Below are 17,773 nucleotides of genomic sequence, written 5' to 3'. Positions count from 1 at the left end.
GACGCCCTGTCCACTCGTGTGAGGGGGTCCCGGAAGTGGAAGCGCGACGGCCGTCCCGGGGGAGCCTCCGGGGAAGGGCGCTTGTGGTGGCTGCCCGCCGTGGTGGTCGCCACGGCGTTCGTGCTCGACGTCGCCACCGGGGGAGGTGTCAACACGTTCCCCGTCCTCGCGGCGGCCCCCGGAGTCGCCGCCAGCGTGCTGACGCTGAGCGGGACCATCGCGACGGGTGTCGCGGTGAACCTCGTGGGGATCACCCTGGTGTACCTGGAGCGGGAGCCGGTCCGTGAGGACCTGGTCTCGTTCAGCAGTCTCGTCGTGCTCACCGCCATCGCCGCCGTTCTCAACGTGCAGTTGACGTCCAATCGACGGCAGTTGAGGACCAGCCGTGAGGTGGCGGCCGCGGTGCAGCGGGCCGTGCTCCCGGACCCGCCACGCCGGGTGGGCAGGCTGGCCGTGGCATCCCGCTACGAGGTCGCCCACGAGGAGGCCGCCATCGGCGGCGACCTCTTCGCGATCCATGAGACGGCCCACGGCATCCGCATGATCATCGCCGATGTGCGCGGCAAGGGGCTCCAGGCCGTCCGCACGGTCAACGCACTCCTCGGCTCGTTCCACGAAGCCTGCCATCACCAGGCGGAGCTGGCAGGTGTCGTGCGGCAACTGGAGAGCCGCATGAGGGAGGACGTCCGGCAGTCGAGCGGGGCGGCGGCCGAGTCGTTCGCCACGGCCGTCGTCGCGGAGCTGCCTCCGGACTCTTCCGTGCTGCGCGTGGCCAACCGGGGTCACGCGGCGCCCCTGCTGGTCCGCGACGGGAGGGCGGACCCGCTGGAACCCACCGCGCCGTCGCTGCCGCTGGGCCTGGGTGACCTCGTCGGCGACGACGTCCTGGTCGACCGGTTCGAGCTGCCCGTGGGATCCACTCTGGTGCTGTTCACCGACGGCATCAACGAGGCCCGTGACGCGGACGGTGTCTTCTTCGACCCCGCCTCGGTACTGTCGCGGCGCTGGCCGGCCGACCCGGACGCCGTGGTCGACGCCGTGCTCGGGGCCGTCCTCCGGCACACCGGGGGAGACCTTCAGGACGACGCGGCGCTGTTCGCGGCAACCCTGTCCGCCCCGCCCGGCCGTTCTCCGCAGACCGCTGCCCGGAGCGGGCGCTGACCGGCGCGGCCGCTCTCACTCGTCGACGGAACCGGGCGCCGGTGCGCTGCCCGGGTCCCGGCGGGATTCGGGCAGCCTGCCGAGCAGCGTCCCGCGTCCATCGGGCGAGGCTTCGGGCGAGCGGGGCTCCTCGTCCGGTGCCGCGACGACCAGCACGTGGTCCCCGGCGGCCCAGACGCGTCGTTCCGACCTGCCCGGAGCCAGCCGAACGCCGGTATCGAGGCTCGCGGCGCCGCCGTCGTCAGCCCGGTATCCGATCGCGCACTCCCCGTGCCTGAGGGCGGACACCACCACGGTGGCGAAGGACGCCGCCCTTCCGGGGAGCACGTAGTGGCGGGCCGGTCGCAGGGCGAGGGCGCCGCCCCGGGCGGTGAGGAGCTCCTCGAAGACGGCCGCCATGCCGGTGCTCTGGGAGATCCTGGCCATGACCAGCGAGGTGAGTTCTCCGCGCACGACCGCGGCTGACATCGGACCCAGCGGGGCCAGCGGCAGGCTGCGGTGGTCACTCAACTCGGCCACCACGGGGAGCGCTCGGCCCGTCTCCTCCTCCAGCGCGCTCAGCGCCAGCAACGTCAGCAGGGTGTCGTCGTCGGGCCGGGGCCGTTCCGGTCCGGCGTCCGGGCCGAGTGCGATCACACTGTCGTAGCCGAAGAGATCCAACGTCCGAAGGGTGTGGGGGAGGGTCGGCTCTCCCTTGTGATGGGCGACGGTGATCCTCATGTCCTCGGCGAGGCTACCGGGCCCCGGTCCGTCGTCGGGACCGGAGACGACGTGCAGCTGTGAGCCCTGCCGCGCCGTGCGACCGAGCAGGTCCACGATGAGTGGAGCACGGCGGTTCCAGCCCAGCAGCAGCGTTTTCGAGGGGCGTCGTTCCCGGGGCACCGGGTCGGGCATGACGGTGAGATCCACGGCGGCGTCCTCCGGCGTCCGGAGGGCGGGCCGGTCGTCCTCGGCGACGACGATCAACCGATCACCCGGACCCATACGAGCCTCGCGCGCCGGTGTGAGCAGGGCGCGGCCGCCGGCCGTCAGGAAGCCGACGGCACACGCCCTGTCGTAACGCAGCGAAATCTCGGCGAACGTCAGCCCCAAGGCGTCCGGCGCCCGGATCACGTGCAGTTCGGCTCCCGCCAGATCGAGCAGGTCCCGCAGCGCCCCCGCCAGACCCGGGTGGCGGGCGGCCTGGACGAGTAATCGCGCCGTGGTGGACTCGACGTCCAGGACGACGCCCCGCGGTCCGGCGGCCAGCCGGGCCGCGGCCAGGAACCGCTCGTCGCGCACGGCGGCCACGACCGGTGGGCCCGCCTCGGCTCCGAGCAGCGACCGCAGGGCCAACAGGGTCCGGACGACCTCCGCGTTGGCCGCGTCGTCGTCGCCCGGCACGACCAGGAGGGAGTGCGCGGCGGCAGGGGAGAGGAGCGTGAGGGCGGCGGGGTCCGTCGGCGCTCCCGTACGGCAGACCACGCGTACGCCACGGGTCGATCCCAGCACCGTGTTCAACTCCGACGCCATGACCGTGGAGTCCCGTTCGGCGAGCACCGCCACGGCTCCCCGCATCCGGCCCGCCTGGGCCGCGACCATCTCGCCGACAAGGGTGAAGACCTGGTCGGACCAGCCGAGCACCACCGCGTGTCCCCGCTCCAGCACCGTGGACCGGCCCCGCCGCAGTTCCTCCAGCCGGTCACCCAGCCCGGTCGTGATCACACCCACCAGCGTGGACACGCAGAGCAGGGCGATCAGCCCGAGGAACACCGACAGGAGCATCCGCAGCGGTGCGCCGGTCACCCCGCCGAGGCGGAGGGTCTCGGCGCTCGTGCGCCACACCGCGAGGAGCCGCTCCGAGAGGGAGCGGGGCGCTGCGGGGTCCGTCCACACCAGCAGCGTGCTGACGGGCACGACGACCACCAGACAGCACACGGCGAGCCAGCCGAGCAGCGCACCGGTGCTGCGGGCCAGTGTCCGGTCGAAGACATAGCGCGCCCGTTGTCGCAAGGAATCCGGCTGCTGCCGCCGCACCACGTCTGCCCCCTACCGTTCCGCACACCGCGTGTGCCGTCAGCGGAAGAGTGCTGGTGCGAAAGCCGCGACACACCGTGCCGCCGGGATGTTCACCCGTAGGGGGTCACGCGTCCGCGGGTGACGGCGGCCGGCGCGTCCTCAGACGTGTGCCTCGGCGGGAAGACCCGTCCAGCGCAGCTCGGCGGGCAGGTGTCGCATGTCGTTGGATACCGCGACGGAGGCCGCCCGGCCGGGCGGGTAGCGGATGACGGTGAGGGCCGCGTTGCCGTGGTCGAGGCCGAGCCAGCGCCACTTCGGGGCGTGCATGGCGTCGCGGACGAGCCAGGCGACGAGGAAGTTGTGGGTGACGACCAGTTCGTGCCGGTCCTCCGCGCCGTCCGTCACCGGTCCGGTGAACCGCCGCAGCGCCCGGCGGGCCAGCTCCGCACCGCGCTCGCGTTCCTCCTCGTCGGTGGCGGCGAGGAAACGGAGGTAGAAGTCCGCCGCGTCGGCGGGCAGTTCGGACCGCTGCGGCACGTGGGGCACGTAGTCACCGGCGATCTCCGAGACGCGCGGAGTGACGTTCTCCAGTTCGTCGGCGATCAGGTGTGCCGTCTGCGCGGCCCGCGGCAGGGGGCCGTGGTGGAAGGACGTGATGGGGACGTCCCTCAGGCGCCTGCCGAGCAGGGTGGCCTGGCGCCGGCCGGTGTCCGTCAGCCCGCTCTCGTCGGGTGACGCCTCGCCGTGCCGCGCCAGGTAGAGGTAACGGGTGGCCGTGCCGGTCATCTCTGGCTCCTCGGGACGCACTGGTGATCTTGTGCTCCCACGGACGCCGGGCCCCCGCTCCTCGGTTCCTCGCCCCTCGGTTCCCCGCGCCCCGGTTCCCCGCGCCCGGGGGCGACGGCGGCCTCCCACGGTCAGGCGGGGTACGGCCCCGCGGCTCCGTCAGCGCACCACCTCGGCCCAGACCACCTTGCCGGTCTCCGTCCAGCGCACCCCCCACCGGGTGGTGAGCCGGTGCACCACGTGCAGGCCGCGCCCCCCGTCGTCGAGGAGCCCGTTCCGGCCGAGCCGCGGTCTGCCGTTGCCGGTGTCACCGACCTCGCACAGCAGGCCGGGTCCCGACCTGATCAGCCGTACGGTGATGGGGCCGCCCGCGTAGCGGACCGCGTTGGTGACCAGCTCGCTGACCAGGAGCAGCACACTGTCCCGGGTGGTGTCCCTGATGTCCCACTGCCGCAGCAGCGCGGAGACCAGCGCGCGGGCGCGGGCGGCCGCGTCCTCGCGGGCGGGCAGCCGCCAGGTCGCCGTGTCGCCCTTGCGGTAACCGATCATCCGCGCGAGCAGCAGGGTCACGTCGTCACGCTGCCGCGCCGGCATCACCTCGGACACCACCCGCCGTGCGGCCTGCTGCAGCGCGTCCCAGGGGTGGACCGAGGCCACGGCGTCCGCCAGTCTGCCGATGCCCTCGTCGATCGGCGTCGCCGGATCCTCGACCAGACCGTCGGTGTAGAGGGCGAGCAGGGAGCCCGGAGGCGCGACGAACGTGTGCACGCCGAACGGCTCCCGCAGTGCGAACTCGGCGCCCAGACCGGGGTGCGGACGGACCGCCAGCGGTGCGGCGCGTCCGTCCGGCGACACCAGGATCGGGGGGAGATGCCCCGCGCTGGACAACGCCACCCGGTGGCTGACCGGGTCGTAGACGGCGATGCAGCACGTCGACCCGAGGGCGCTGTAGCCGGCCGCCAGCCCGGACTCCGCGTCGTCCAGCAGCGTCACGGTCTCGTCCAGGTGCTCCAGCACCTCGTCGGGCGCGAGCCCCGCGGACAGCAGCGCGCGGGCCTCCATGCTCAGCTGGCCCATGGTCGCCGCTGCCCCCAGGCCGTGACCGACGACGTCACCGACGACCAGCGCGGTACGGCCGTCCGGCAGCGGGAAGCTGTTCACCCAGTCCCCGCCGACGCCCGCGCTGTCGGGGGTGGTGGGCTGGTAGACACTGGCGGTCTGGACGGTGCCGCTGCCGGACCGCGGCAGCAGCCGGCGTTGCAGGGCCAGCACCTGTGTGTGCTCGCGCTGGTGCTGGCGGGCCAGGTCCACGTGGTGGGCAGTCCTGGCCACCAGTTCCTGCAGGTCGAACAGCTCACTGTCGGCGAAGGGACGGTCCGCGCGCCGCCAGACCTCCGCCACGCCCAGGACGACGGGCGGATCCCCCTCCAGGACCAGCGGCACGCACGCCACCCCGGCCGAACGCTCCCCGGGCACCAGGGCGCGCACCAGCCGCGGGCTCCCCAGAACCCGCTCGATCGCCTCACGGTCGGGGATGACGACGGACTGCGGGGCGTCGCCACGACGGATCGCCTGGGCCAGCAGCCGGCTCGCGTCGCCGGGCAGGTCTTCGCCGAGGGTGACGTAGCCCTCGGGCCACGCCCGGTCCGGGACCAGGGCGGCCCGCCGCAGCCGGATGCGGCCCTGCGTCCGCCCGGTGACCCCCTCGCCCGTCCACACGGCGAAGTCGAGATCGATGGCGGCCACGTCCCCCCAGGCCAGCAGCGACTCCGCGAGCGACTGCGCGGTCTCGCCGATGTCCAGCGAGGTGCCGATCGCGGTCTCGGCGGCGTACAGGTGCAGCCTGCGTGCCATGGCGATCACGGAGACGGTCAGGCCCTCCTGCGGAGGCGCCGCGGGCAGGATGCTCATCGAGACCACCAGCTCCGACCCGTCGGACCGCCGCAGGCGCTGGACCCGGGCGACGTGCGCCTCCCCGGTCTCCAGGACCTGCCGCAACCGCCGGGTGACCGTCGGGACGTCTCCCTGCGGCAGGAGGTCGACGAACGGTCGCCCGACCGCGGCGTCCAGCCCCGTGAAGACGGGGGCCTCCAGATTGCGGTCGGTGACTCTCAGCTCCCGGTCCAGATTGACCACGCCGAGGATCCGCTCCTGGCGGCCCGCTGCGGGGTGGCCGACCTGCGGTGACTGCCCGCCGGGGTCGGCCGGTGACCCGGCAGCACCGGACGCCGCCGCTCCGTCACGCGGGATGTACTGCCCCAGGGCGCTGCTGACCAGGTGGAACGGCGACGAGGACGAAGGGGAGGGTGTGGAGTCCATGCGGCTCCCTCAGCTCACTCGCCAACCCCGGCACAGCGCCGGGGCCGTACCCGAACCCGTGCGGAGGAGCCCCGAGCATCCCGACCGCACACCCCATTCAATAACACCCGCGGACGCTTCGCCCACACCAGCGGACCGGGCGGTGAACACGGAAAGTGACCGAGGAGCGCCCCTACAGCCACTGTCCTTCCAGGGCGGTGGCCGTCAGGCCCGGTGCCGCCGCGTACAGCACGGCCCGGCTGCCCGCCTTCTGCCCGGCGTCGCAGGCCCGGCGCAGGATGTCGAACACGGCGGCGCCGCCGCGGTTGCCGCTCGTGTAGCTGTCGCGGCTGTACTCCAGGAGGCCCGACGGCCAGTCCGCGGGCATCGTCTGTTCCATGTACTCCAGCACCCGGGTCCCGCCGGGGTGCGCGAGGAGCACGTCGGGGTGCCAGGAGTCGGGGTCGTCCTCGTAGCGGACGCGGAGCCACTCCCACATCGCGGTGACCGTGTCCTGCACCGCCCGCGGACCGCGCCGGTCCATCACGAAGTGCGTGCCGTCCGCGCGGGTGTCCAGGCGGTGCAGGTCCTGCGTGCCCGGCAGAGTGTGGTGCCAGGAGGCGTCCAGCCGCAGCACCGACTCGGGCCTCGGGCGGCCGGTGACCACCGCGGCGACCGCGGTGTCCGCGAACAGCAGCCGGACGATCAGGGACTCGAGGGTGTCGTCACCGGGCTGGTAGGTCGTGCTGAGCGCCTCGGAGATCACGACCAGGACCACCCGGTCGGGGTCCGCCGCCACCAGGTCCGCCGCCAGCGCCAGCGAACGGGTCCCGGCCACGCACGCCCACTGGGTGGCCGGCAGCAGCATGGTGTCGCCGCGGAGCGGAAGCCGGTTGGCCAGGGCGACGTCCAGACCGGGCAGCGCCGGGGTGGTGGAGTTGCTGGTGATCAGGCAGTCGACGTCCGCGACGTCCAGCCCGGCGATCTGCAGGGCTCCGCGCGCCGCACGCTCGCCGTAGGACTGCACGGCCTCCCAGGCCGGGGCGGTGCGCTCCTGGACGGTCTGCGCCGCGGGAACCGCGTCGAGCGCGGTGAGCACGCGGTCCGCGTCCTGCTCGGTGAACCCGTCGCGGATCAGCGCCTCCCGGGCGGGCCCGCGCGCGGCGGCTCCCAGGGCGCCGCCGTTGCCCGGGGCGACGGCGGCCTCCAGGGGCAGCATCCACCCGCGCGTCTCGATGCCGGTACTGGCCGCGATGCCGTCGACCCGCGGCGCCCACGCCGCGTCCGGGTGCCGGTCGCGTACTTCCGCCACGATCTGGCGGGTGTCCACGGAATGCTCGCCGTGTATCACGGAGGGAGGGCACAGGTATGCGGCCACGATCGGCACCTTTCTACGGATTCTGCGGTGTGCAGGCGTGCAGGTGGAGCGGCGCCGAGCAGGGGAGCTTGGTGGAGAAGGGGGAAGCGTCACGCGAGCCGTGGCGTGGGTCACTTCGGCGCTCTGCGTCCAAGTCGGCGACGGCGCGCGTCACTTCGGGCGGCGCCTCGTACTTCGAGCATGGACGCGAAACGGGCATTTGCGCAGTGACCCACGCAACTTGGGCGGTGCCGGGATGAGTGAGACGGCACACACGCCGAAGGCCGCCCCGGCGGCGCGAGGTCCGGCCCGGCGGGCCCGGCGCGCTACGCGACGGGCCGGTGGAGTGCCCTGATGCCGGCCAGGACGAGCGTGACCCCGGCGAGGAACTGCTCCCGGTCGTCATGGCCGCGCACCTGGGCCGCGACGGCGCGGGTGAACGGGTAGTCGTCCGGGTCGAGTCCTTCCCAGGCCGTCGACACGGCGTCCAGGAACTCGGTCCTGTCCACGTCGGGCCCCAGAGCGCCGGCTTCGGCGCCGGCGCCGTTCGCGGCGTTCTGGCCGGCGGCGCCCAGGATGTAGTGCATCAGCGTCGAGGACGCCGTGAACCAGTCGGCCTCGGGCACGCCCATCGCCCGGACCTGCCGGCCGAGACTCTCGAAGATCCGTGGCGCCACGGTCCCCCCGGGGGTGCGGGACAGTTGCGTCGCGAGCTGTGCCGCGAGCCACGGATGCGCTTCGGTCGCGTCGAACAGGCCGAGCGCCACGGCGCGTACGACGTCCTCGGGGGAGTCGGCGGCCCCGGCCGGTTCGACCGTCACGGCGGCGCCGACGACCGCGTCCGTGGCGGCGCCGAGCAGTTCGGCCTTCCCCGTGATGTGCCAGTAGATCGCCCCAGGACCGGTCGCGAGGCGTTCGGCCAGCGCGCGGAAGGTGAGGCCGCGCTCGCCCGCCGTGTCGAGGAGTTCGACGGCGGCCTTGACGATGCGCTCCCGCGAGAGGGGTTCCTGCCGCCGGTCCGGACGGCGCGACCTGGTTGCCATGCCGCCCATCCTAGACGCCGTGGAACGCCGTTCCAGCTTGACAGGTGATGGAACGGCGTTCCAGAGTGAAGGGCCTGGAACGGTGTTCCAGCGACATGGCCGGCCGGCTTCCGGTGCGGCAGTCCACGACCAGGAGGAGATGCGCCATGACCGCACACGTCACGATCGTCGGCGCCGGACTCGGCGGCCTCACGCTCGCCCGCGTCCTGCACGTCCACGGCATACCGGTCACCGTCTACGAGGCCGAGGCCTCGCCGGAGGCCCGCGCACAGGGCGGGATGCTCGACATCCACGACGGCACGGGCCGGTCCGCCCTGCGGGCCGCGGGCCTGACCGATGAGTTCCGCGGGCTCGTCCTGGACGGCCGGCAGGCCACGCGGGCCCTCGCCCCGGACGGGACGGTGCTGTACGAGGAGGACGACGACGGCACGGGCGGCCGGCCGGAGGTGATGCGGGGCGAACTGCGGCGGACCCTGCTCGCGTCACTCCCCTCGGGCACCGTCCGCTGGGGGCACAAGGTCCGTGCCGTCCACGCCCTCGGAGAGGGCCGGTACGAGGTGTCCTTCGCCGACGGCACCTCCCGGGTCACGAGTCTGCTGGTCGGCGCGGACGGCGCCTGGTCCCGGGTCCGCCCGCTGCTGTCCGGCGCCGTGCCCGAGTACGTCGGCATGAGTTTCGTCGAGACCTACCTGCTCGGCGCCGACACGAGGCACCCGGCCACCGCGAAAGCGGTCGGCGGCGGCACGATGTTCGCGCTCGTACCGGGCCGGGCGATCCAGGCCCACCGGGAGAGCGGCGGGGCCCTCCACGCGTACGTGGCGCTGCGCAAGCCGTCCGCGTGGTTCGACGGCATCGGCCTCGGCGACCCGGCGGCCGTCGCACGGGTGGCGGAGGAGTTCGCCGGCTGGGCACCGGAACTGACCGCGCTGGTCACCGACGCCGACACCGCGCCGGTCGTGCGGCCCCTCCACACCCTCCCCGCCGCACACCGGTGGGACCGCGTGCCGGGAGTGACCCTGCTCGGCGACGCCGCCCACCTCATGCCGCCCTCCGGCGAGGGCGCCAACCTCGCCATGTACGACGGCGCGGAACTCGGCACGGCGCTCGCCGCCCACCCCGGCGACGTGGAGGCCGCGCTCACCGCGTACGAACGGGACCTGTTCCCGCGCAGCGCGGCGGCGGCCGCCGACGCCTCCCGCCTGCACGCGCTGATGTTCGGCGACGACGCGCCGCACGGCCTCATCAGGATGTTCGCCGGACAGGACTAGCGGGTCGGCCGTGCGTCGGCACCCGCGAGTGACGATGCGCCAGCCGTCGACGGTCGCCCGGGGCGCGGAGACCGGGCAGAATCCGGGGGTGACCCTCACCCCGCGGCAGCTCGCCCTGTCCACCCTGGACCGCCAACTCCTTCTCGAACGCCGGAGACTGGACGTGGCGGAGGCGGTCGGCCGGCTGTGCGCACTGCAGGCCCAGTCGCCGGCGTCGCCCTACCTGGCGCTGTGGAACCGGCTGGAGGGCTTCGCGCCCGAGGATCTCGACGCGGCCTTCGCGGAGCGCCGCGTCGTGAAGGCGACGCTGATGCGGATCACACTGCACGCCGTGCGCGGCGAGGACCACGAGCCCTTCCGCGCGGCCATGCTGAGCACCCTGCGGTCGTCGCGCCTGTCCGACCGCCGCTACACCTCGACGGCGCTGACCCCTGCCGACGCCGACGCGCTGCTCCCGGAACTCGCGGCGTTCCTGGCGCGGCCGCGCACCGGCGCCGAGGTGGAGGCGGAGGTCACCGCGCGGTTCGGGGAGCACGCGCACCGTGTGTGGTGGGCGCTGCGGACCTACGCGCCGGTGCACCACGGGCCGACCGGCGGCCCGTGGTCGTTCACGGCGCGCAACGCCTACGTGGCGGCCCCGGCCGCCCCGGAGGCCGGGCCCGAGGAGGCGGGCGCGGGGGTGCGGCGGCTGCTGGTGGCCTACCTGCGCGCGTTCGGGCCCGCCTCCGCCCAGGACTTCGCCCGGTTCACCCTGCTGACGAGCCGGGTGATCGCGCAGGCGCTGCGGGAACTGGGTGACCGGGTGGTCCGGGTGGCGGGCCCGGACGGCGCCGCGCTGATCGACCTGCCGGAGGCGGTGGTGCCGGACGAGCGGACCCCGGCGCCCCCGAGGCTGCTCCCGATGTGGGACAGCGCGTTGCTGGCCCACGTGGTCCCCGGCCGGCTCATGCCCCCTCGGTACCGGCCGTGGGTCGTCCGGCGCAACGGGGACGTGCTGCCCTGCCTGCTCGTCGACGGGCGGGTCGCCGGGGTGTGGCGCGCGGTCGACGGCGCACTGGAACTGACCGCCTTCCACACGCTGGACAAGGCGGCGTGGCGGGGACTGACCGAGGAGGCCGAGAGGCTGTCCGCCCTGCTCGCCGACCGGGATCCGGCCGTCTACGGGCGTTACCGGCACTGGTGGGACAAGGGCTTCCCCGAAGCCGAGCGGGTGATCGTGCGGGGCTGATCACCCACTCGGTTCCGGTGGGGTGCGCACCGGCTCACATGGGCGTCGCCCTGTCCGGCGGCAGCGTCCTCGTGACCCGTCGGTCGCCGTCGTCCCGCCGGGAGTGGAGGCGGGACGCCAGACTCCAGCGGCCCGGACCGACGGCGGCGACCAGGAGGAAGGACCAGCAGAACAGGGCCGCCGACTCCCCGCCGTTCTCGATGGGGAAGAGGCCGTCGGGCTGGTGCTCGACGAAGTAGGCGTAGGCCATGGAGCCCGAACACAGGACGGCCGCCGCGCGGGTCGCGACGCCGCACAGGACCAGGGTGCCGCCGACGAGTTGCACCACGGCGGCCCACCAGCCGGGCCACGCGGCGAAACCCGGGGCGGGCCCGTGCGGACCGCCCAGGACGTCGAACAGGGTGGCCACTCCGTGACAGGCGAACAGCAGGCCGACGACGATGCGGAAGAGCGCGATCACGTGCTCCCTGCGTTTGTCCAGCGCTTCCAACGATGGTGCTCCTCTCTTGCGCAGCGACCGCGACGTTTCCGGGCGGCCGGTGGGGGTGGTGCGCAGTGCGGGGCAGGGTCCGACGGCGTCCTGAGGGAGGAGAGGACGCACGACCCATTCGAACCTTCAACCATCATGGGATCCTTGTCTAGACCAATAGCGCGACGAGTTGCGGGCGGGGACCGAGGCGGCGCACGCGCTCGGCGCCTTCGCCGTTCGACCGGCGACCGTGGGCCGGGGAGGCCCCGGAAACCGCACGGCCGCGCGACCACGTGGTGTCGTGATCGCGCGGCCGTGCGGGGGCGGGGCGGTTACGGGGTGACCCGGTTGCCGCCGAAGGTCACCACGAGGGTGCCGTCCGCGGCGAAGGACCAGTCCAGCGCGCCCGTGTACGCGGCACACCGGGACCCGTTCGAGCCGGTCCAGAACTGGTTCGAACCGTCGGCGTCGCCCACGGTCTTGTCCTTCGTGCCGTCGTCGTCGCGGCACGAGGTGTTGTTGCGGAACACCGAACTGCCCGCGTCGAAGGAGAAGTTGCGCTCGGCGTTGTCGATGCCGACGTTGTCCGAGATCGTCATGGTGCCCGGGTTGCGGTTGTAGGTGAACCCGTGCTTGCCGTTGTGGTAGGCGATGCTGCGGCGCACCACGTGGTCGACCTTGATGTCCTCGCCGCCCAGCTTGTAACCGTTGCGGTCACCGCTGGAGTTCTGGGTGCCGTCGGAGAGGGTGCCGTTCTCGTAGGCCAGGGAGTCCTCGATGGTGACCGCGCCGATCGCGCCGGTGTCGGTCTTGGTGTACAGGTCCCAGCCGTCGTCGATGTTGTTGTGGGACACGGCGTCGCGGAAGACGTTGCCGGGACCCACCGTGAGCTTGGCGGCGAAACCGTCGGCGTCCTCGCCGTCGGAGTCGGCGTTGTCGTGCGACTCCGCGCTCACGATGAGGTTGTCGGACGGCCACTGGTCGCGGGGCGTGTCGGAGGCGGTCCGCGACAGTTGCAGCCCGGTGTCGCGGTTGAAGCGCGTCACCGTGCGCTCGAACACGTTGTGGCTGCCGCCGACGAAGATGCCGTTGTCCCCGGCGTGCTCGACCACGACACCCTTGACGTGCCAGTACGAGCCGTTGACCGCGAGCCCTCGGTTCGAGGAACTCTCGGACTGTGCGGCGAAGTTGAGCACCGGCGTCTCGCCCGGGTAGGCGGACAGCTCGGTGCGGTCGCCCGAGGTGCCGTCGTTGCCCTGCGGCACGGTGACCGTCTGGGCGTAGCGGTAGGTGCCGCCGCGCAGGTAGATCGTGCCGCCGGGGGAGACGCGGCCGATCGCCGAGGTGAGTGTGGTCGGGTCGGACTCCGTCCCGGAGGCGCCGTCGGTGCCGGCCGGCGACACGTAGAGCGCGGAGCCGGACGTCGGCGGTGTCGTGTCGCCGCCGGGCGCCTCGGCGTCGACGTAGTCGAGGTTCGGCAGACCGGTGGCGGAGGTGGGAGTGAGCCGGACGGTGTTGTTCCCCGCCCGCACCGGCACCGTGACGGTCTTCGTCGCCCACGTGTCCCAGGCGCCGGTGGGAGCGAACGACGCCGAGGCGACGCTCGAACCGTTCACGATGATGTCCGCGGGCCGGGCGCCGTCGGTGCCGTTGGCGAAGCGCACGCTCAGCGTCGCCGTGCCCGCGGCCGGTGAGCCGACGGTGAACTGGGCGTAGGCGCCCTTGGCGTTGGTGCCGTTGCAGAAGCCGCTGCCGGAGTAGCCGGACCAGTCCGAGTCGATGGTGCCGGTGCAGACCGTCGGGGAGTTCTCGGCCTCGTGACGGGCGGACGCGGCCTGCGCGGAAGTGCCGGACAGAGCGGCGAGCGTGCCGGCCAGCAGCGCGGCGCTCGCGACGACGGGTCTTACGTGCATCGTGTCTCCAGGGGGTTGGGTCCGACCAGGACGGGGTGGGAGGATCGGCTGGAGAAAGCGCTTTCACGTACTCTGTCGTCGGACCCTAGAAGCTCGCCGTGCACGCGTCAATAGCTCGGTATATGAATGCTGTTCACCATATTGAACAAATGGCATCGGTGGGCTGACGCCTGGAGGCGCACGCTCACCCGAGGGCGGGCCCCGTGACGGGGTGTCCGTCGGCGTCGTAGGGCCAGACGTTGGTCCGGCAACCGTGCAGGCCCTTGATCTGCTGCATCATCACCGGCGCCGGGCGCCCCGCCCCGGGGCACCCCTCGTGACCGTGGCCGAGGAAGTGCCCGACCTCGTGATTGATGATCAGCGCCCGGTACGACGGCACGTCGTCCGCGTAGTACTGCGTCGCCAGCAGCCATCGTTTGAGGTTGACCATGACGTCCTGGCCCACGTTGCAGTTGACCTCGCCACCGGTGTCGAGGCCGTACCGGCCGCAGATGTCGTCCACCGTCGCCGCCGTGGCGAGCCGTACCCGGAAGTCGGCCGTGCCGCCGGACACCCGCCGGAACCCGACGTCGCCGTCGGCCGTCCAGCCCCGCTCGTCGGCGAGGATGTCCTCGACCTCGGCCGCGACGTCCCGCGCCGGGATCCCGATGCCGTCCTCGACCTGTACCACGTACGTCAGCGTCCGTCCGCTCCCGCCGACGCGGTCGCCCCCGCCGTCTGCGGTGGCGAAGGTCCCCGGCCCCGACGCCGGAACGGAGCCGGGATCCGGCGTGCCGTCCGTCCCCTTCCCGCCGCCCTTCCCCGCGTCTTCCTTCCCACCGCCCTGCCTGCCGTTCTCCTCGCCCTTCCCGCCGTCCCCCTCCTCGTCCTTCTTCTCTCCGTCCCCCTCCCCGTCCGTCTCGGGTGTGGGCTCGGCCTTCCGCGCCTGCTGCGTGCCGTCGGTGCCGGCCGCCGACGGCGCACCGGCCGCTCCGGTGGCGTCGCCCGAGGTTTCCGCCGTCCGCTGGAGGGCCAGGCCGCCGGTGAGCACCAGGACGGCTCCCGCCGCGATCCCCGGCCACAGCAGACGGTGCCGACCACCCCGCCGGCGGGCGCGGCCACCGTGGCGTCGGCGGCCCGTGGCGGAGGACGGCGGGGGAGTCGATCGGCGGCGTTCACTCATGATCACGAAGCGTGCCCGGGCCGTGTGATCGGGCGTGGACGGCTTCTGGACCTCTGTGTAACAGCACTCACCCGCACGCGGACTCCGGCCCGCGCACACGCATACTGAGGTCCATGCCAAGGGTCCTGATCATCGAAGACGACCGCGCCGTCCGGGACGGCGTGCTCCTGGCCCTGCGCCGGCAGGGACACGAGGTCGTCGGCGCCGCGACCGGCGAGGACGGGCTGGAGCAGCTCCGGTCGTTCCGTCCCGAGGCCGTGATCCTCGACCTGATGCTGCCGGGCATGTCCGGCCTGGAGGTGTGCCGCCGCATACGCGCCCACGACCAGGTGCCGATCATCATGGCCACCGCCCGCGGCGACGACACCGACATCGTCGTCGGACTGGAGGCCGGAGCCGACGACTACGTGGTCAAGCCGGTCCGCGCCCGTGTGCTGGACGCGCGCATACGCGCCGTGCTGCGCCGCGTGGGCGGCACCTCGGACGACCAGGGGACGGCGCGCACCGAACACCACGGTGACCTCGTCATCGACCGGGCCGGACTGACCGTCACCCACCAGGGACGACAGGTAGCCCTCGGCCCCTCCGAACTGCGGCTGCTGCTCACCCTGTCCGCCTCCGCCGGGCAGGTGTTCAGCCGCCAGCAGCTCCTCGAGGCCGTGTGGGAGCACAACTACCACGGGGACGCCCGGCTCGTGGACGCCTGCGTCAAACGACTGCGGTCCAAGATCGGCGAACCTCCGGGCAGTCCACGCTACGTCCACACCGTGCGCGGCTTCGGCTACCGGTTCGGGCCGCGGTGAAGCTTCCGCGGGTGCTGCGCGCGCTGGTGGGTCTGCGGCTGCGGCTGGTGGTGGCCTTCACCCTGGTCGCCGTCGTCGCCACGGTGACCACCGGCGCGCTGACCTTCCGCGAGGCACGCACCGGCGTCCTTCAGCAGAGCCAGGACACCGTGATCGAGGACTTCCGGCACCGCGTCAACACCCTCGTGCCCAACTACCGTTTCCCGCCCGACGCCGCCGACCTCCAGGCGTTCGCCGACGACGTCTCCAGGGGCGGGCGGTCCCAGCCGTGGCGGGTGCTGGTCGCCTACCGGCAGGCGAGCGCGACGTCCGCCCCCGGCGACGCGTTCGGGGAGCTGTCCCCGGCGATGCGCCAGTCGGTGCGCTCCCGCCGGGCCACCGTGTTCCAGCGGGTGTCGAGGGACGGCCACTCCTCACTGGTCGTCGGCATGCCCGTCACCTTCGCCGGGCTGTACAGCACCGAGCGGCGCGCCTCCGGGATCGAGGTCTACCTCACCGTGCCGCAGCAGGACGAACAGGGCTACGTCGACGCGCTGGTCGCCGCCATCGAACGCGCCACCGTACCGGCCCTGGTCCTGGCCGTCCTGATCGCACTCCTCGCCGCTCGCGGCGTGCTGCGGCCGGTGCGGGCGCTGCGCCGGGCGACCCGGAGCATCGCCGAGGGGCACCTTGACACCAGGCTCGCGGTGCACGGCTCCGACGAACTCGCCGACCTCTCCCGCACCTTCAACGAAACCGCCGCCGCGCTGGAGGGCTCGGTGGCCGAACTGCGGCGCATGGAGGCCGGCGCCCGGCGCTTCGCCGCGGACGTCTCCCACGAACTGCGCACCCCGCTGGCGGCGATGTCGGCGGTCACGGACGTACTCGACGAGGACGCGGCCGGCCTGGACGAGGACACCGCGACGGCCGTGCGACTCATCAGCACGGAGACCACGAAGCTGGCCGCCCTGGTGGACGACCTGATGGAGATCTCCCGGTTCGACGCGGGCGCGGCCGCCCTGCACCTGGACGAGATCGACCTGGCCGAGTCGCTGCGGCGCACGCTGGCCTCCCGCGGCTGGCAGGACACCGTGGAGACCGGCCTGCCGGAACCGGGGGAGCTGCGCGGCCGGGTCGATCCGCGCCGCCTCGACGTGATCGTGGCGAACCTCGTCGCCAACGCCCTCAGGCACGGCGCACCCCCGGTCCGCCTGGAGCTCGGCGTCCAGGACGGCCCACGTGCCGGGAGACAGGCGGTCGTCACGGTCCGCGACGGCGGGGACGGCATCCCCGTGAGCGTGCTGCCGCATGTCTTCGACCGCTTCTACAAGTCGGCCGGCGCCCGCGCCCGGAGCGAGGGCAGCGGCCTCGGGCTGGCCATCGCGACGGAGAACGCGCGTCTGCACGGCGGCACCGTCCGGGCGGCCAACCATCCGGAGGGCGGCGCCGTCTTCACGGTCGTCCTGCCCCTGCCGCCGGACGACGCGGAGGAACGGGCGACGCTCCCGCACTCGGCCCCGCACCGGACCCAGGACACGAACCTGGACACAGAGACGGACACGCCGATGGAGGCCAGGACATGAACCCGTCGCCGCGCTCACGGGCGGACGTCGCGCCCCCGCCCGGGCAACCGTCGCACGGCCGTCCCGGCCGTCCCGGCCGAAGCGCGGGACGCGCACTCCCCGTGCTGCTCGCGGCGCTGCTTCCGCTCTCCGCCTGCGGCATCCCGGAGACCGGGGTGGTCGAGGCGGGCGAACCCGCGACCGGCGTCCTGCGACCGGGCGTCACGGCCGTCCCGTCGGAGACGGTGCCGCAGGAGATGCCCCGCGTGAACGTCCCGCTGTACTTCGTCGCGGACGGCGACCTGACGGCGGTCTCCCGCACCGTGCCGGGCTCGGCCGACCTCGCGGGCACCGTGCTCATGCTGTTCGAAGGGCCCGACGCGCAGGAGCGCGGCAAGGGTCTGACCACCGAACTTCCCCCCACAGCCGAGGCTCCGACCATCCGCACCGACGGCACGGCGGTCAACGTCCGGCTGCCGCGAAGCGCCGGAAGCCTCAGCGACACGGCCGTCGACCAACTGGCCTGCACGGTCGCCGTCGCCCGGCTGCGGCAGGACCCGGCGCTGGGGAGCGCGAAGGTCACCGTCGAACAGCCCGGCGGGCGGCTGGCCGGCCGTTCCAGCGACGACTGCCCGTCCGGCACCACCGGCGAGCCCACCGTTTCCCCGTAGACCGCCGCCGACCGACCGGCGGAAGCGTCGCAGGGCCGGCGGAAGCGTCGCAGGACCCGCAGGACCCGCGGGACC

At 73.4% G+C, this 17,773-nt stretch carries 14 protein-coding genes; 6 read left to right on the top strand and 8 right to left on the bottom strand.

Translation table 11 applies throughout. The annotated features are described in order from the left end of the window. The first annotated feature begins 81 nt into the window (after positions 1 to 81). Positions 82 to 1,161 carry a PP2C family protein-serine/threonine phosphatase gene (locus tag EV562_RS11525; protein ID WP_133886669.1) on the top strand — a complete coding sequence of 360 codons (1,080 nt, stop codon included), beginning with the start codon at positions 82 to 84 and terminating at the stop codon, positions 1,159 to 1,161. A 15-nt stretch (positions 1,162 to 1,176) separates the two neighbouring features. Here the strand turns inward: EV562_RS11525 and EV562_RS11520 are convergent, their stop codons facing one another. The 5 genes from EV562_RS11520 to EV562_RS11500 all read right to left on the bottom strand — a co-directional run bounded on the left by EV562_RS11520 (position 1,177) and on the right by EV562_RS11500 (position 8,643). Next, the gene (locus EV562_RS11520) at positions 1,177 to 3,153 is read right to left on the bottom strand and encodes an NAD-binding lipoprotein (protein WP_347877071.1); all 1,977 of its coding nucleotides are present in this window, start codon (positions 3,151 to 3,153) and stop codon (positions 1,177 to 1,179) included. Positions 3,154 to 3,318: 165 nt separating this feature from the next. Further along, positions 3,319 to 3,945 (bottom strand): histidine phosphatase family protein, encoded by a 627-nt coding sequence (locus EV562_RS11515; protein ID WP_133886668.1) that lies wholly within the window; start codon positions 3,943 to 3,945, stop codon positions 3,319 to 3,321. Positions 3,946 to 4,104: 159 nt separating this feature from the next. After that, a complete protein-coding gene (locus EV562_RS11510; RefSeq protein WP_133886667.1) occupies positions 4,105 to 6,264 on the bottom strand; it encodes a SpoIIE family protein phosphatase in 2,160 nt (719 codons plus the stop codon). Between the two features lie 172 nt (positions 6,265 to 6,436). After that, complete coding sequence (locus EV562_RS11505; RefSeq protein WP_133886666.1) at positions 6,437 to 7,621, bottom strand: type III polyketide synthase; 1,185 nt, start codon at positions 7,619 to 7,621, stop codon at positions 6,437 to 6,439. Positions 7,622 to 7,926: 305 nt separating this feature from the next. Then, positions 7,927 to 8,643 carry a TetR/AcrR family transcriptional regulator gene (locus tag EV562_RS11500; protein ID WP_133886665.1) on the bottom strand — a complete coding sequence of 239 codons (717 nt, stop codon included), beginning with the start codon at positions 8,641 to 8,643 and terminating at the stop codon, positions 7,927 to 7,929. A 146-nt stretch (positions 8,644 to 8,789) separates the two neighbouring features. Here EV562_RS11500 and EV562_RS11495 point away from each other — a divergent pair, with 146 nt between their 5' ends. Both EV562_RS11495 and EV562_RS11490 read left to right on the top strand, forming a co-directional pair. Further along, complete coding sequence (locus EV562_RS11495; protein ID WP_133886664.1) at positions 8,790 to 9,911, top strand: NAD(P)/FAD-dependent oxidoreductase; 1,122 nt, start codon at positions 8,790 to 8,792, stop codon at positions 9,909 to 9,911. 88 nt (positions 9,912 to 9,999) lie between these two features. Further along, positions 10,000 to 11,139 carry a winged helix DNA-binding domain-containing protein gene (locus EV562_RS11490; protein WP_133886663.1) on the top strand — a complete coding sequence of 380 codons (1,140 nt, stop codon included), beginning with the start codon at positions 10,000 to 10,002 and terminating at the stop codon, positions 11,137 to 11,139. Between the two features lie 34 nt (positions 11,140 to 11,173). On the opposite strand, the gene EV562_RS11485 is transcribed toward EV562_RS11490, so the two are convergent. From EV562_RS11485 to EV562_RS11475, 3 genes are all read right to left on the bottom strand, one after another. Next, positions 11,174 to 11,629, bottom strand: coding sequence for a DoxX family protein (locus EV562_RS11485; RefSeq protein WP_133886662.1), 456 nt, complete (start codon positions 11,627 to 11,629; stop codon positions 11,174 to 11,176). A gap of 311 nt (positions 11,630 to 11,940) precedes the next feature. Then, positions 11,941 to 13,521 carry a carbohydrate-binding protein gene (locus EV562_RS11480; protein WP_133886661.1) on the bottom strand — a complete coding sequence of 527 codons (1,581 nt, stop codon included), beginning with the start codon at positions 13,519 to 13,521 and terminating at the stop codon, positions 11,941 to 11,943. 184 nt (positions 13,522 to 13,705) lie between these two features. Further along, on the bottom strand, positions 13,706 to 14,683 hold the full coding sequence (locus tag EV562_RS11475; RefSeq protein WP_133886660.1) for a DUF3152 domain-containing protein: 978 nt from the start codon (positions 14,681 to 14,683) through the stop codon (positions 13,706 to 13,708). A 113-nt stretch (positions 14,684 to 14,796) separates the two neighbouring features. Here EV562_RS11475 and EV562_RS11470 point away from each other — a divergent pair, with 113 nt between their 5' ends. From EV562_RS11470 to EV562_RS11460, 3 genes are all read left to right on the top strand, one after another. Then, complete coding sequence (locus EV562_RS11470) at positions 14,797 to 15,486, top strand: response regulator transcription factor (protein ID WP_133886659.1); 690 nt, start codon at positions 14,797 to 14,799, stop codon at positions 15,484 to 15,486. Positions 15,487 to 15,497: 11 nt separating this feature from the next. Next, positions 15,498 to 17,048 (top strand): HAMP domain-containing sensor histidine kinase, encoded by a 1,551-nt coding sequence (locus EV562_RS11465; RefSeq protein WP_243860048.1) that lies wholly within the window; start codon positions 15,498 to 15,500, stop codon positions 17,046 to 17,048. A 101-nt stretch (positions 17,049 to 17,149) separates the two neighbouring features. Beyond that, on the top strand, positions 17,150 to 17,698 hold the full coding sequence (locus EV562_RS11460; protein WP_133887039.1) for a hypothetical protein: 549 nt from the start codon (positions 17,150 to 17,152) through the stop codon (positions 17,696 to 17,698). Positions 17,699 to 17,773 lie beyond the last annotated feature (75 nt).

Source organism: Streptomyces sp. BK208 (genome assembly GCF_004364245.1).
Taxonomy (GTDB): Bacteria; Actinomycetota; Actinomycetes; order Streptomycetales; family Streptomycetaceae; genus Streptomyces.
This window is presented reverse-complemented; position numbering and strand designations above follow the sequence as displayed.

Excerpts from the sequence above, each read along its gene's own strand:
- EV562_RS11515 (WP_133886668.1), bottom strand. The coding sequence starts at position 3,945 with ATGACCGGCACGGCCACCCGTTACCTCTACCTGGCGCGGCACGGCGAG.
- EV562_RS11510 (WP_133886667.1), bottom strand. The coding sequence starts at position 6,264 with ATGGACTCCACACCCTCCCCTTCGTCCTCGTCGCCGTTCCACCTGGTC.
- EV562_RS11500 (WP_133886665.1), bottom strand. The coding sequence starts at position 8,643 with ATGGCAACCAGGTCGCGCCGTCCGGACCGGCGGCAGGAACCCCTCTCG.
- EV562_RS11495 (WP_133886664.1), top strand. The coding sequence starts at position 8,790 with ATGACCGCACACGTCACGATCGTCGGCGCCGGACTCGGCGGCCTCACG.
- EV562_RS11480 (WP_133886661.1), bottom strand. The coding sequence starts at position 13,521 with ATGCACGTAAGACCCGTCGTCGCGAGCGCCGCGCTGCTGGCCGGCACG.
- EV562_RS11475 (WP_133886660.1), bottom strand. The coding sequence starts at position 14,683 with ATGAGTGAACGCCGCCGATCGACTCCCCCGCCGTCCTCCGCCACGGGC.
- EV562_RS11470 (WP_133886659.1), top strand. The coding sequence starts at position 14,797 with ATGCCAAGGGTCCTGATCATCGAAGACGACCGCGCCGTCCGGGACGGC.